General features: G+C 68.4%; 15 protein-coding genes. 13 read left to right on the forward strand and 2 right to left on the reverse strand.

The annotated features are described in order from the left end of the window. The first annotated feature begins 108 nt into the window (after positions 1-108). Genes folP through EV650_RS30755 form a run of 5 tightly spaced genes read left to right on the forward strand, consistent with a single transcriptional unit; the run spans position 109 to position 3,978 of the window. On the forward strand, positions 109-990 hold the full coding sequence (folP, locus tag EV650_RS30735) for a dihydropteroate synthase (RefSeq protein ID WP_238174543.1): 882 nt from the start codon (positions 109-111) through the stop codon (positions 988-990). Next, positions 990-1,715, forward strand: a complete 726-nt coding sequence (locus tag EV650_RS30740) for a pyrimidine reductase family protein (RefSeq protein ID WP_134122445.1) — start codon at positions 990-992, stop codon at positions 1,713-1,715. Before folP ends, EV650_RS30740 begins: the two co-directional genes overlap by 1 nt. Positions 1,716-1,718: 3 nt before the next feature. After that, positions 1,719-2,402, forward strand: a complete 684-nt coding sequence (locus tag EV650_RS30745) for a class III extradiol dioxygenase subunit B-like domain-containing protein (protein WP_134122446.1) — start codon at positions 1,719-1,721, stop codon at positions 2,400-2,402. Between the two features lie 11 nt (positions 2,403-2,413). After that, the gene (locus tag EV650_RS30750) at positions 2,414-3,016 is read left to right on the forward strand and encodes a TetR/AcrR family transcriptional regulator (RefSeq protein WP_134122447.1); all 603 of its coding nucleotides are present in this window, start codon (positions 2,414-2,416) and stop codon (positions 3,014-3,016) included. Between the two features lie 32 nt (positions 3,017-3,048). Beyond that, positions 3,049-3,978 (forward strand): alpha/beta hydrolase, encoded by a 930-nt coding sequence (locus EV650_RS30755; RefSeq protein WP_134122448.1) that lies wholly within the window; start codon positions 3,049-3,051, stop codon positions 3,976-3,978. Here EV650_RS30755 and EV650_RS30760 read toward each other — a convergent pair. Beyond that, the gene (locus EV650_RS30760; RefSeq protein ID WP_134122449.1) at positions 3,975-4,613 is read right to left on the reverse strand and encodes a hypothetical protein; all 639 of its coding nucleotides are present in this window, start codon (positions 4,611-4,613) and stop codon (positions 3,975-3,977) included. The two genes, EV650_RS30755 and EV650_RS30760, sit on opposite strands and share 4 nt — an antisense overlap. A 14-nt stretch (positions 4,614-4,627) precedes the next feature. Next, positions 4,628-5,602, reverse strand: coding sequence for an ABC transporter substrate-binding protein (locus EV650_RS30765; RefSeq protein WP_134122450.1), 975 nt, complete (start codon positions 5,600-5,602; stop codon positions 4,628-4,630). A 65-nt stretch (positions 5,603-5,667) separates the two neighbouring features. On the opposite strand from EV650_RS30765, the gene EV650_RS30770 reads away from it, so the two are divergent. The 8 genes from EV650_RS30770 (at position 5,668) to egtD (ending at position 13,584) form a co-directional block, all read left to right on the forward strand. Beyond that, positions 5,668-6,696 (forward strand): FecCD family ABC transporter permease, encoded by a 1,029-nt coding sequence (locus EV650_RS30770; RefSeq protein ID WP_134122451.1) that lies wholly within the window; start codon positions 5,668-5,670, stop codon positions 6,694-6,696. After that, positions 6,693-7,721, forward strand: coding sequence for a FecCD family ABC transporter permease (locus tag EV650_RS30775; protein WP_134122452.1), 1,029 nt, complete (start codon positions 6,693-6,695; stop codon positions 7,719-7,721). The genes EV650_RS30770 and EV650_RS30775 overlap by 4 nt, the downstream gene beginning before the upstream one ends. Beyond that, a complete protein-coding gene (locus EV650_RS30780) occupies positions 7,721-8,494 on the forward strand; it encodes an ABC transporter ATP-binding protein (RefSeq protein WP_134122453.1) in 774 nt (257 codons plus the stop codon). The genes EV650_RS30775 and EV650_RS30780 overlap by 1 nt, the downstream gene beginning before the upstream one ends. After that, the gene (locus tag EV650_RS30785; protein ID WP_134122454.1) at positions 8,491-9,159 is read left to right on the forward strand and encodes a (2Fe-2S)-binding protein; all 669 of its coding nucleotides are present in this window, start codon (positions 8,491-8,493) and stop codon (positions 9,157-9,159) included. The genes EV650_RS30780 and EV650_RS30785 overlap by 4 nt, the downstream gene beginning before the upstream one ends. Positions 9,160-9,324: 165 nt before the next feature. After that, positions 9,325-10,545, forward strand: a complete 1,221-nt coding sequence (locus tag EV650_RS30790) for a glutamate-cysteine ligase family protein (RefSeq protein WP_134122455.1) — start codon at positions 9,325-9,327, stop codon at positions 10,543-10,545. After that, positions 10,542-11,879: an ergothioneine biosynthesis protein EgtB gene (gene egtB, locus EV650_RS30795; RefSeq protein WP_134122456.1), complete on the forward strand. Its 1,338-nt coding sequence runs from the start codon at positions 10,542-10,544 to the stop codon at positions 11,877-11,879. Before EV650_RS30790 ends, egtB begins: the two co-directional genes overlap by 4 nt. Next, positions 11,879-12,622, forward strand: a complete 744-nt coding sequence (gene egtC, locus EV650_RS30800) for an ergothioneine biosynthesis protein EgtC (RefSeq protein WP_134122457.1) — start codon at positions 11,879-11,881, stop codon at positions 12,620-12,622. Before egtB ends, egtC begins: the two co-directional genes overlap by 1 nt. Next, positions 12,619-13,584 (forward strand): L-histidine N(alpha)-methyltransferase, encoded by a 966-nt coding sequence (gene egtD / locus EV650_RS30805; RefSeq protein WP_134122458.1) that lies wholly within the window; start codon positions 12,619-12,621, stop codon positions 13,582-13,584. The genes egtC and egtD overlap by 4 nt, the downstream gene beginning before the upstream one ends. The last annotated feature ends 3 nt before the right edge of the window (positions 13,585-13,587 follow it).

Raw genomic sequence — 13,587 nt, forward strand, 5'->3', positions numbered from 1 at the left:
ACTGGTGGGCGGATCTCCACGCAGGCAGAACCCGGGTCGCCAGGTGTGGAACACCCCGCCGGATGCCAGTTCTGCATGCGTGGCGGTCCGCCGGTTACAGTCGGTCCCGTGGCGGACGAGGGTGACGGCGTACTCCGGCTCGGCAGCCGGTCGTTCGGGGTGGGTGAGTTCGCCCTGATGGCGATCGTCAACCGGACGCCCGACTCGTTCTTCGACCGCGGCGCGACGTACGCCAACGACGCCGCCTACGCGGCCATCGACCAGGCGGTCGCGGACGGTGCCGACCTGGTCGACATCGGCGGCGTGAAGGCCGGGTACGGCGAACCGGTCAGCGAGGACGAGGAGCTCCGCCGGACGGTCGACTTCGTGGCCGGGATCCGGGCGCGGCATCCGTCGCTCGTGATCAGCGTGGACACCTACCGCAGCGTGGTCGCCCGCCGGGTCGCTGAGGCCGGCGCCGATCTCCTCAACGACACCTGGGCGGGTGCCGACCCGGACCTCGTGTACGCCGCCGCCGAGGCCGGCATCGGGCTCGTCTGCAGCCACGTCGGCGGCCTCTCGCCGCGCACCGACCCGCACCGGATGGCGTACGACGACGTGGTCGCCGACGTGATCCGTACGACGACCGCCCTCGCGGACCGTGCGCTCGCGGCCGGGGTCCGGCCGGACGGGATCCTGATCGACCCGACCCACGACTTCGGCAAGAACACGCTGCAGTCGCTCGAGCTGACCCGCCGCCTGGACGAACTGGCCGCCACCGGCTGGCCGGTCCTGGTCGCGGTGTCGAACAAGGACTTCATCGGCGAGACCTTGGAGTTGCCGCCCGGACAGCGCGGCAACGGGACGCTCGCGGCGCTCACCATCTCGGCCTGGCTCGGCGCCCGGGTCTTCCGGGTGCACGACGTACCGGCCGCGCGGCAGGCGCTCGACTTCATCGCCGTACTGCGCGGCACCGCACAGCCCGCCGGAACCCGAAGGAGCCTGGCCTGATGCCTCACCTGGACGAACTCACCGACGAGGAACTGATCGCCGCTTACGAGGTAGCGGACCGGTCGACGGCGCATCTACGGTCGAACTTCGTCAGCAGCCTGGACGGTGCGGTCGAGATCGACGGGCAGTCCAAGTCGTTGTCGAGCGACTCCGACAGCCGGGTCTTCAGCACGATCCGTCGGTTGGCGGATGTGGTGCTGGTTGGTGCGGGGACGATCCGCGACGAGGGGTACACGCCGCTGCGGTTGTCGAAGGCGGCGCGGGAGTGGCGTACGGCGAACGGGCTGGCGGAGAACCCGACGTTGGCGATCGTGTCGTCGCGGCTGGAGTTGAGCGCGGTGAACCCGGTGTTCCAGTCCGCGGTGCGGCCGATCGTGGTGACGCACGCAGCGTCGCCGGTCGAGCGTCGGGAGGCGCTGGCGGAGGTGGCGGAGGTTCTCGTGCTGGGGGAGGGCGACGTCGACTTGCAGGGGGTGGTCGACGAGTTCGCGGCTCGGGGGATGACGCAGATCCTGTGCGAGGGCGGACCGCATCTGCTGGGTGCGCTGACCGCTGCGGATCTGGTGGACGAGTTGTGTCTCGCGCTGGCTCCGTTGCTGGCCGGTCCTGGCTCCGGGCGGATTACGGCGGGTACGCCGACGACCCTCACCCGACGAATGAAACTGCAGTCGACGCTGACAGCCTCCGACGACTACCTCTTCTTCCGCTACCTCCGGGAAGCCTGACCCGTGCCTGTCGTTGCTGCTGCTGTCTGCCCACATCCACCGCTGCTCGTACCTGAGGTCGCATCGGGCGCGGCACCCGAGCTAGACGACCTACGCACCGCCTGCCTAGCCGCAATCGAGCACCTGGCCGAAACAGCTGCTGTGCTGGTCGTCGGTTCGGCGCCGACGGCCACCTATCCCGGCGCCGCCGCCGGTTCGTTCGGCGCTTACGGCGCGCCCGGCTTACGGTTCGGCACCGGCGACCCCGTCCTTCCGTTGTCTCTCGCGGTCGGCGGCTGGCTCCTGGAGCAGTCGAAGGCAGCCGGCTTACCCCGCACCTACCGCGCCGTACCCACCGCCACCACCCCCGCCGACTGCCTCCAAATCGGCCGGCAGATTGCTCAAGGCAACGACCGCATCGGCCTCCTGATAATGGGCGACGGCTCAGCCCGCCGCAGTGAACACTCGCCGGTCCACCTCCACCCCCGCGCCGAGATCTTCGACACCACCGTCGCAACCGCCTTGCACAACAGGGATCTCGACGTACTCGAAGCTCTAGACCCAGACCTGGCCGCCGAACTACAAGCCGCCGGCCGCGCCCCATGGCAGGTCCTGGCGGCCGCCCTCGAAGGCACCACCCTGACCGGCGACCTCACCTACAACGCCGCGCCGTACGGCGTCGGCTACTTCGTGGCCAGCTTCACCTAGATACTGACTGGATGACGGAGGAACGCGCAGGGTACAGGCGGTCGGTGAAGTCGCCGCGGGGCGAAGCGCGGCGGCGGGAGCTGCTCGACAAAGTCACCGACGAGCTCGGCACCAATGGCCTCGTCGACTTCTCGCTCCGACGTGCAGCGAGAGCTGCCGGTACGACGCACAAGGTCCTGCTGTACCACTTCGAAGGCCCCGAAGACCTCCTCACCCAAGCCGTCCTCCAACTGCGCGAACGACGGATCACCCGCGCACTCGCCGCCGCGACCGAAGGCCCGGGCGACCGATCGCTCGCGGACCGGGTCCGTTCGATGTGGCCGACGCTGATCGGCGCGGAGTCGTGGGTGCTGGACCAGGCAATCGGCCTCGCGATGTATGACGCGGGCCGGTACGCCGACCTGGCCCGCACGGCCTCACGTCAGTACCTGCCGACACTGCTGACGCTGTGTCCGCCGGACTGGTCCGAGCAGCGTCAACGGGAGGTCTCCGAGCTGATCCTGGCCACCCTGCGCGGGTTCCTGATCGAGTGGCGGACAAGCGGTGACGCGGCCGGGATCGACGCCGGGTTCGCCGCGCTGGTCCGGGCGCTGGAGCGCGAAGAACAGGCGTAGACAGTTTGCGAACCACGTGGTTCACTTTAATCATGCGCGAAAAGGTGAGCTTCACGAGTGGTGGGGTCGCGTGCGCGGCCTGGTACTACCCGGGGTCGAACGGCGGGTGCGTCGTGATGACCGGCGGATTCGGTGTGACCAAGGAGCCGGGCACGGACCGGTTCGCGGAGCGGTTCAGCGCGGCCGGGTTCAGCGTGCTGGCGTTCGACCATCGGCACTTCGGCGAGAGCGGCGGTGAGCCGCGGCAGGTCGCCCGGATCGCCGACCAGCTCGACGACTGGCGGGCCGCGATCGCCTACGCCACAACGCTTCCGGACGTCGAGCGGGTCGCCATCTGGGCGTTCTCGCTCCCCGGCGGCTACATCATCCAACTGGCCGCGGAACAGTCCGGCATCTCGGCCGCCATCGCCCAGTCCGCGAACGTCGACGGCCCAACGGTCACCCGGAACGCCTCCCGCCACCAGACCACTGCCGGCGCCCTCCGCATGGTCGGTCGAAGCATCCTCGACAGCCTCGGCGCCCTCGTCGGCCGCCCGCCGAAGCTGGTCGCGTTGTCCGGCCCGCCCGGCACAGTCGCCCTGCTGAACACGCCGGACTCACTGGACACCGACAAGGCTCTTCGCCCTGGCAATCAGTACGCCGACTGGGAGCAGACGATCGCCGCCCGCTCGATCTTTCCGGCCGCGTTCTACCGCCCCGCGAAGTACGCGCCGCAGGTCCGCTGCCCACTGCTGTACGTCGTCTGCGACGACGACCAGTCCGCCCTCAGCGCACCCACGCTGGCCGCCGCCGAGCGCACTCCCAACTCAGAACTCATCCGCGTCCCCGGTGGCCACTACGCGCCCTTCCTCGACGCCCACGAGCAGGTCGTCGAAACCGAGCTGGCGTTCCTCACCCGACACCTGCTTTCCGGAAAGAATGTGCCACCCAGCGCCGAAAAGCTTCCGGAAACCGCGAGCTAAACGACCGGAACAGCCGGCCACCGATCGGCCGTGGCGGCGAGGTCATCCCGACCCGCCGCCCGCAGTTGCTCCACCAACTCGGCACGAGCAGCCCGTACGACGTCAATCGCAGCGTCGGCCGTGTCATGCGGACCCGACCAGTTGCAGACCGCATCACCGGCGTACCACTCGCCCGACGACGACCGCCGTACATGAGCCGCCGCCAGCCGCGCCGCCGGCAGGACTGCACCGGCGAGCTCAACCACCGCGTCCACCGCCACCACCTCGCCGTCGAGGTCCAGCACCGGACGCAGCTCGACCGCATCAGTCAGCACGAACTCGTACCCAGCCGGCGCCCGCTCACCCAACCAGGCAAGGGCTTCCTGGGCAGTGTCCTGCAGCAGCTGAGCATTGGCCGGATCCGCCAACGTGTGCACCCCACACATCCGCGTATGCGTCGGCCGCAACTCGTTCTGCCACAGCCTTACCTGCAACTCATCCCGCCCCGACAACCGCCGCCCCAAAATCCGAGCCAACCCCACCACATCGAAGTACAACTCGTCACTCGTCCGCTTCCGCCCCGGCGCCGGCGCTTCCCCACGCAACGTCCCCCGCGTAGTCCACGCACCGACATGCCAACGGGTCAGAGCGGTCATGCGGCCGACCCTACCTAAGGCTTGACGGGGGTGGGTACGTCGAAGGTTTTGGCTAGGTCGGTGAGGATGGACCAGGCGCCTTGGATGCCTACGGCGGTCATCCAGGTGAGGTCGGGGACGTCGTGGACCTTGGCGGCGAGGGGCTTCCAGAGGGGGTTGGCCTTGAACTGGGCTTCGGTTTTCGCGCTCAGGCCCTTGTCGTCGGCGTACGCGGCCACGAAGATCGCGTCGGCGTCCGCGTCCTTGATCCGTTCCGGGCTGATCTCGAGCGCGAAGCCGTTCACGTCCTGCGACTTCGGCCGCTTCAGTCCGGCGTCGGACAATACGATTCCGGAGTAACTGGCGTTCTGGTACAGCCGGGTCGGCCCGTCGACGAACCGGACCACCGAGATGGTCGGGTTGTGCGCCTTCGCGTTGATCGCGGCACCGACCGTCTTGGCCGCCTGCTCGTACGACGAGATCTCCTTCTCCGCGAGATCCTCCTCGCCGAGCGCCTTCGCCTCCATCCGGATGTTGTCCTTCCAGGTCGCCCCGGTGGTCTCGGACATGATCGTCGGTGCGATCGCGGACAGCTGGTCGTAGAGCTTCTCGTGCCGGACCTTCGCGGTGATGATCAGGTCCGGGTTCAGTTCGGCGATCTTCTCCAGGTTCGGCTCGGCCAGCGTGCCGACCGACTTCGCCTCCGAGCCGTACTTCGTCCTGTCGTCGCCGAGGTAGTCCGGCAGCGCCCCGTTGATCGTGCGGTAGTCGGTGTACCCGACGACCGGCGTGTCCAGGATCAGCGTCGCGTCCACGAAACTCGTGTCGAGCGCGACCACCCGCTTCGGCTTCGTCTTGATCTCGGTCTTGCCCATCGCGTGCTCGACAGTCCGCGGGAAGCCGGCGCCGGCAGTGTCCGGAGCGGCGGCGTCGCCGGAGTCCGAAGTACCGCAGGCGGTGAGGGCGAGGGCTGCGACGGCGAGCAGGGCGGTGAAGCGAGGCGGGCGCACAGGTGTCTCCAAGCGACGGGATAAGGTGACTCTCGACCTCAGCAAAGTAAGGCAACCCTAACCATATGTCCTCCGCCGTTTCGCCCGCACCGCCTACTGCGCGTCCTGCGGTACGACGTACCTCACAACTTCTCGTACTCGTCGTCGTCCTGGTGCTGGCGTTCGCGGCCAGCCTCGCGTTCGGTTCGCGCTGGCTCGGCCCGGGTGCGTTGTGGCACTCGCTCGTCGCGAACAACGGATCCGACGCTGACGTGATCGTCCGCAGCCTGCGGTTCCCACGAACTGTCGTCGCGGCGCTGATCGGACTCTGTCTCGGGATCGCCGGCGCGCTGATGCAGGGTCACACTCGCAACGCGCTGGCCGAGCCGGGCATCTTCGGGGTGAGCTCCGGTGCGGCGTTCGCGGTCGTGCTCGGTTTGCAATTGGGCCTGGTCGACTCCGTCTCGTCGACGGTCTGGGTTGCCCTGGTCGGTGCGTTGATCGCGACGTTCACCGTACAGCAGTTGGCGGCGCGTGGCACCGGCGCGACTCCGGTTGGGTTGGCGCTCACGGGTGCTGCCGTCGCTGCGTTGCTGGGGGCGTTGACGTCGTCGATCGTGCTGCTCGATGCGGACACGTTGGACAGTTATCGCTTCTGGGCGGTCGGTTCGGTGTCGGGTCGTGGTCTGGACGTGGCTGGTCAGGTCTTGCCGTTCGCGGTGCTCGGATTGTTGCTGGCCGCAATCAACGCTCGCGATCTCGACATGCTTGCCCTGGGCGACGACGTGGCCGCGGGCCTTGGGCTGTCGGTTCGGCGGGCTCGCCTGGTCGGGCTGGGGGCGATCGGGTTGCTCACCGCGGCGGGGGTCGCGGCCTGTGGTCCGATCGGGTTCCTGGGACTGTTGTCCGGCCACGTTGCGCGCCGGATCTTCGGCGCCCGCAACACCTGGCTGATCCCGGCCGCAGGCGTCATCGGTGCGACGGCCTTGGTGCTCGCGGATCTCGTCGGCCGTCTGGTCGGTGGCGCCGGCGAGGTCCAGGCCGGCGTGGTCCTCGGCATCGTCGGCGCTCCGCTGTTCGTGATCGTCGTACGCCGTCGGGCGGTGGCCCTGTGAGATCCCGGACCGTTGTCCTGAGCATCCTCTTCGCTGCGCTCGCAATCGCGATTGCCTTGATTTCCTTGAGTGTAGGTACGGCGAAACTCCCGATCGCCGATGTGGTCGAGGTGCTGCTCGGCGGCGGTCGTCGCGGCACCAGGCTCGTCGTGATCGAGCTCCGTCTTCCGAGAGTCGCCACCGGCTTGCTGGTCGGGATTGCTTTCGCGGTGTCGGGTGCGCTGCTGCAGACGTTGTCGCGCAACCCGCTAGCGAGCCCGGACATCATCGGCGTCAACTCGGGTGCGTCCGCGGGTGCGGTCGCGGTGATCGTGCTCGCCGGCACTGGCGGCGGCAACATCTCCGGTTTCGCGGCGAAGGTCGGCATCCCGTTGGCGGCTGTGCTCGGTGGACTGGTTGCGACGCTGATAGTCGGTGCGCTGTCGGTCCAGCGGGGTGTAGTCGACGCGGGCAAGGTCGTGCTGATCGGTGTCGGTATCGCGGCCGCGGCGAACTCGCTGGTTGCCTGGCTGCTGGTGGTCGGTGACGTGAACGACGCCGGTCGGGCGGCGGCCTGGCTGGCCGGTTCACTGAACGCCAGAGCCTGGAGTGACGCGATCCCGGTCCTGATCGCGGTCGTGCTGTTGCTGCCGGTGGCAATGATGTTCAACCGGGACCTGTCCGCGCTGGTGCTCGGTGACGACGTGGCGTCGTCGCTCGGAGTTCGAGTAGCTCGGATTCGCCTTGTTTTGCTGGTCATTGCAACCGTGCTGGCTGCGATGGCGACCGCGGGTGCCGGACCGATCGCGTTCGTCGCACTGGTCGCACCACAGGTCGCCCAGCGCCTGACTCGGATGGAGCGACCGCCCTTGATGACCACGGCGATGCTCGGCGGGCTGTTCGTCGTACTGGCCGATCTGCTCGCGCGAAACGGGCTGCAGTGGGCGCAGGTCGGTCCGTACGAGCTGCCCGTCGGCGTAGTCACGGCCGCGTGCGGAGCGCCGTACCTGCTTCATCTCATCGGCCGTCAGCAGAAGGGACGCTAGTGCACGTCGAGAACCTGACCCTTGCGTACGACGCTGGTACGCCGGTCGTGGACGGACTGACGCTGGACGTGCCGTCCGGTCAGTTGACCGCGGTCGTGGGGCCGAATGGGTCCGGCAAGTCCACTCTGCTGCGTGGGATGAGCAGACTGCTGACTCCGCAGAGCGGACGGGTGCTGCTGGACGGCAAGGACATCCACCAGCTGCCGGCCCGTGAACTGGCCCGAAGGCTCGGTGTGCTTCCGCAGGGTCCGGTGACGCCCGAAGGGATCACTGCGGCCGAACTGGTGTCGCGCGGCCGCCATCCGCATCGCGGACTGTTCGGTCGGCTGACCGCCGAGGACGACACCGCGATTGACGAGGCGTTGCATGCGGTCGAGCTGACCGAGCTCAGGGACCGACCGGTCGACCAGCTGTCCGGTGGACAGCGACAGCGGGTGTGGATCGCGATGGTGCTGGCACAGGGGACACAGCACCTGTTGCTGGACGAGCCGACGACGTACCTCGACCTCGCCCACGCGGTGGACGTGATGAACGTCATCCACGCCGCCGCAGTCTCAGGGCGGACCGTTGTGGCGGTCCTGCACGACCTGACCCTGGCAGCGCAGTACGCCGACCACCTGGTCGTGATGGGGGACGGGCGGATCGCTGCGGAGGGCAGACCGGTCGACGTACTGACCGCAGCGTTGCTGGACGACGTGTTCGGGCTGAAGGCGACCGTGGTGGAGGTCGGTGGCGCCCCTGTCGTCGTACCGGATCGTAGGCTGGCTGGGTGACGTACACCGTGAGCCGTCTGGCGGACGTACTGGCTGACTCGGTCAGCTGGATGTCCGTGCGTACTGCGGACCGATTGGGCACAGCGCCCGGACCGGACTGGGTTTCGTGTGCGGAGCTGATCGCGGACCAGCAGGCCGGCGGCGATCCGACGTTGGAATGGCGGTCTGCCGCAGCGGCCGACTACGCCAGGGATTACGCGATCGAGCCGCCGGTGCAGGTCGCAGCCATGTTCACGCTGATGTGGTACGTCCAGGTGCCGGCACTGGTTGCTGCGGTGAGTACGGCGGTCACCGGGATGTCACCTGACGTTTCACCGGCCGCTCTGGCGTTCAAACGGCACCCGACCGCGCACTACCCGTCCGAAGTCGCTTTGCTGTCCGACGAGGTGGTGTCACTCGACACTGCGGCCGTCCAACTCAAAACGCACACCGAAGCGTTTCTGGACTCCTATGAGCCCGGTGTGAAGCTCGGGTCGCTCCAGCGGTTCGGTGCGGTCGACGACGAGGTGCGGGCCGCGATCCGTCTGCCGGACGAGGCGCCGTACGCCGATCGTGCCGCCGCGGCGTTCGGGGTGTCGCTGGAGCAGAAGCTCCGGACGTCCTGCTGCTACTTCTACGTGCTGCCGAATGTGGCGGCCTGTACGACCTGCCCGCGCTTCCGCTGAGCTGCCGATTTCGCTCAGAGCGGAATATGCGGTCCTGATCGGGCCAGAAACTGTCGGTGGCGTCGGGAAGCATGCTGCGCATGATTCGACATGCACCCCACACGTCACCGCCAGGTAATTTCTGGTCGGTTGTCCAGGCCTGGGTCCGGAGCTAGGTTCGCTGACGTGACCTCGTCCGGTGGTTCTCCGGCGACGACTCCGATCGGCTCCCGGGCCGAGGCGGAGGGCTTCGTCGCGATGGTCTGTTTCAAGCACGGTCCACCTCGGTTGTACGGCGTCGAGCTCGAGTGGACAGTGCATCATGCGGATGATCCGCACCGGCCCCTCGACGCCGGCCGGTTGAGCAAAGCCCTGGGGCTGCACGCCCCCGCGACCCTGGTCAGAGGCAGTCCGCAGCTGCCGTTGAGCCGGGGCGCTCTGGTCACGGTTGAGCCGGGTGGCCAGGTAGAGATCTCAGTTCCGGCGTCGGAATCGATTTCCCGACTGATCGACGACACCGCCGCCGACGCCGCCGAGCTCACGGCCCTCCTTCTCGATGCGGACCTGGTCCTGGGCGATCACGGCTTGGATCCCTTCCGCACACCCCGCCGCATCCTCACCGTCCCGCGCTACGCGGCGATGGAACACGCCTTCCAGCGGCTCGGGCCGCACGGCCCACGGATGATGTGCAGCAGCGCCGGCCTGCAGATCTGCCTCGATGCAGGCGAAGCAGACCAGACCGCGCTCCGCTGGCGTGCCTTGCACGATCTCGGCCCGGCCCTGGTCGGGTTGTTCGCCAACTCCCGCCGTCGCGCCGGTGCGGACACCGGGTGGGCCTCGGCCCGGACGGAGGCGACGTTCGGGACCTGTGCTCCTTTCACCGAGCCGCCGCCGCTCGACGGCGATCCGGCCGCCGCGTGGGCACGGATGGCGATGGAGGCGCCGGTGCTCTGTTTGCGCCGGGGCGACACGTGGGACGCACCGACCGGACTGACGTTCGGCGCCTGGGCGGACGGACAGCTGCCCGGCGACAGGCCGACGTACGACGACCTGGAATATCACCTGTCCACGCTGTTCCCGCCGGTGCGACCGCGCGGGTACCTCGAGGTGCGTTACCTCGACACGCAGCCGGGAGACGGGTGGATCGCCCCGACCCTGCTGCTCACCGCACTGATGTCCGCGCCGATGGACCAGGTGCTGGCCGCAGCCGAGCCGGCTGCCGGTCGCTGGTTCCCGGCGGCTCGCGAAGGACTTGAGGACAAGCTCGTCCTCCAGGCCGCCCGGGACGTGGTCGACCTGGGGACCGAAGTCCTGGACCGGACCGGTGCGGATCCCGGACTCATCGCTGCCGTCGCAACCCGGCTGCAGCGCATCGTCCTCGACACCCAGGGAAGGCGAGCTTCATGAATCACCAGCTATCCGATCTGTCACCGGAGGGGTTGCGCGCGTACGTCGGCGAGCAGCTCGAGCGCTCCCGGTCGCGGACCGTGCAGCTGACCGATGCGGTCGACACCGACGACCTGGTCAAGCAGCACTCCAAACTGATGTCGCCGCTGGTCTGGGACTACGCGCACGTCGGCAACCAGGAGGAGCTCTGGCTGGTCCGCGACGTCGGCGGCCGTGAGCCGGTGCGCCAGGACATCGACGAGCTGTACGACGCGTTCGAGCACCCGCGGGCAGAGCGGCCGGCGTTGCCGCTGCTCAATCCGGTCGAGACCCGGGCGTACGTGACCGAGGTCCGGGACAAGGTCCTCGACGTACTCGATCATGTCCGGTTCGACGCCGGGCGTGAGCTGGTGGACAACGCGTTCGCGTTCGGGATGATCACGCAGCACGAGCAGCAGCACGACGAGACGATGCTCGCGACCCACCAGCTGCGCGCCGGCGAGCCGGTGCTCGATGCACCTCCGCCGCCTCGCGGACGTCAGCTGGCCAAAAAAGAGGTGTTCGTGCCGGGCGGTGTGTTCGAGATGGGTACGTCGATCGAGCCTTGGGCGCTGGACAACGAGCGGCCGGCACACGCCGTACATGTGGCGCCGTACGTGATCGACACGGTCCCGGTGACGAACGGGGACTACCTGCGGTTCGTGCTCGGTGGTGGATACGACGATCCTCAGTGGTGGTCGGAGGTCGGCTGGGCGCATGTGCAGAAGGCGTCGCTGGTCGCGCCACGGTTCTGGGAGAGCGTGGACGGCGAGTGGTGGCGGCTCCGGTTCGGGCACCGGGAGCGGTTGCCGTTGGACGAGCCTGTGATGCACGTGTGCTTCTACGAGGCCGAGGCGTACGCGAAGTGGGCCGGGAAGCGGCTGCCGACCGAGGAGGAGTGGGAGTTCGCGGCGCGGTTCGACCCGGCGAGCGGGCGGACGCGGCGGTTCCCGTGGGGTGACGAGAGCCCGGGTCCGCAGCACGCGAACCTCGGACAGCGACACCTGTCGCCGGCACCGGTCGGGGCGTATCCGGCGGGCGCATCGCCGTTGGGCGTGGAGCAGTTGATCGGGGACGTCTGGGAGTGGACGTCGAGCGACTTCCACGGCTATCCGGGCTTCCGGGCGTGGCCGTACGACGAGTACTCGCTGGTGTTCTTCGGGCCGGACTACAAGATGCTCCGCGGCGGCTCCTTCGGCACCGACGAGGTCGTTGCCCGAAGCACCTTCCGGAACTGGGACTACCCGATCCGCCGGCAGATCTTCGCCGGTTTCCGGTGCGCCCGCGACCCCCGGCCCGAGGAGCTGCACAGCTGATGTGCCGCCACCTCGCCTACCTGGGACCGGCGGTCACGCTGGCATCTCTGGTCCAAGAGCCGTCCCACTCACTGTTCGAGCAGAGCTGGTCGCCGCGGGACATGCGCGGCGGCGGCACGGTGAACGCCGACGGCTTCGGCCTCGGCTGGTACGTCGACGGCCGGTCGGTCCGGTATCGGCGGAACGTGCCGATCTGGACCGATGACAACCTGCCGGAGCTGGCCGGCTCGATCCGGTCCGGTGCGGTGATCGCCGCCGTACGGAACGGGACCGACGGCATGCCGCACACCGAGTCCTCGGTGTCGCCGTTCAAGGTCGGGAACTGGATGTTCAGCCACAACGGACGGCTTCCCGGCTGGCCGGAGTCGACCGTCAAACTGGCCGAGCAGTTGCCGGTCGCCGAGTTGCTGAAGCTCGACGCACCGGTCGACTCCGCACTGCTGTTCGCGCTCGTCTCCAACCGTCTTCGCGACGGGATCCCGCCGGCCGACGCCGTGGCATCCGTCGTCCGGGAAGTGGAGTCGGTCGCGCCCGGCTCGCGGCTGAATCTGTTGCTGACCGACGGCGAGCAGATCGTCGCCACCTCGTGGACACATTCGCTCCGGGTCCGGCAGACCGCCGACTCGGTGACCATCAGCTCGGAGCCGTTCGGTTCCGGCGACTGGGACGAAGTACCTGATCATTCGTTGCTCGTGGCCACCGCCACAACGCTGCAGATCACCCATCTGGAAGGACGAGAGTGACCCTCATCGACGTACATCTGACCCCGGACTACGTGGCTCGCGCGCTGCGGGAGGACGTCCGGGCGGGGCTGTCGGCGACGCCGAAGTGGTTACCGCCGAAGTGGTTCTACGACGCGCGGGGGAGTGAGCTGTTCGAGGAGATCACCCGGCTGCCGGAGTACTACCCGACCCGGGCCGAGCGGGAGATCCTCCGCGCCCGGGCCGGCGAGATCGCGGAGATCACCAAGGCTCACACGCTGGTCGAACTCGGATCCGGATCGTCGGAGAAGACCCGGCTGCTGCTCGACGGGCTGCGCGATCACGGCACGCTGACCAGCTTCGTACCGCTGGACGTGTCGGAGTCCGCGCTGCGGGAGGCGTCCGACGCGATCAACGCCGACTACCCGACGATCGACGTACACGGTGTGGTGGGTGACTTCACCGCGCACCTCGACAAGCTGCCCGGTGATCCGCCACGGATCGTCGCCTTCCTTGGCGGCACCATCGGCAATCTGATTCCGGCCGAGCGTGAGTCCTTCTTCCAGTCGATCCGCGACGTCCTCGAGCCCGGTGAGTGGTTGCTCCTCGGAGCCGACCTGGTCAAGGATCCGGCCACGCTGGTCGCGGCGTACGACGACTCGGCCGGCGTCACCGCCGAGTTCAACAAGAACGTGCTCCGGGTGATCAACCGGCAACTCGGCGCGGACTTCGACGTCGACGCGTTCGAGCACGTCGCGATCTGGGATGCCGACAACGAGTGGATCGAGATGCACCTGCGCGCCACCCGCGCGATGCACGTGCTGATCCCGGAGATCCACCTCGACGTCACGTTCGCCGCGGGCGAGGAGCTCAGCACCGAGATCTCCGCCAAGTTCCATCGCTCCGGCGTCGAGGCCGAACTGGACAAAGCGGGCTTCACCCCGGCCGCGTGGTGGACCGACGGTGAAGCCCGCTTCTCCCTATCCCTCTGGCAGGCGGTCTAGAAG

Source organism: Kribbella kalugense (assembly GCF_004365875.1).
Taxonomy (GTDB): Bacteria; Actinomycetota; Actinomycetes; order Propionibacteriales; family Kribbellaceae; genus Kribbella; species Kribbella kalugense.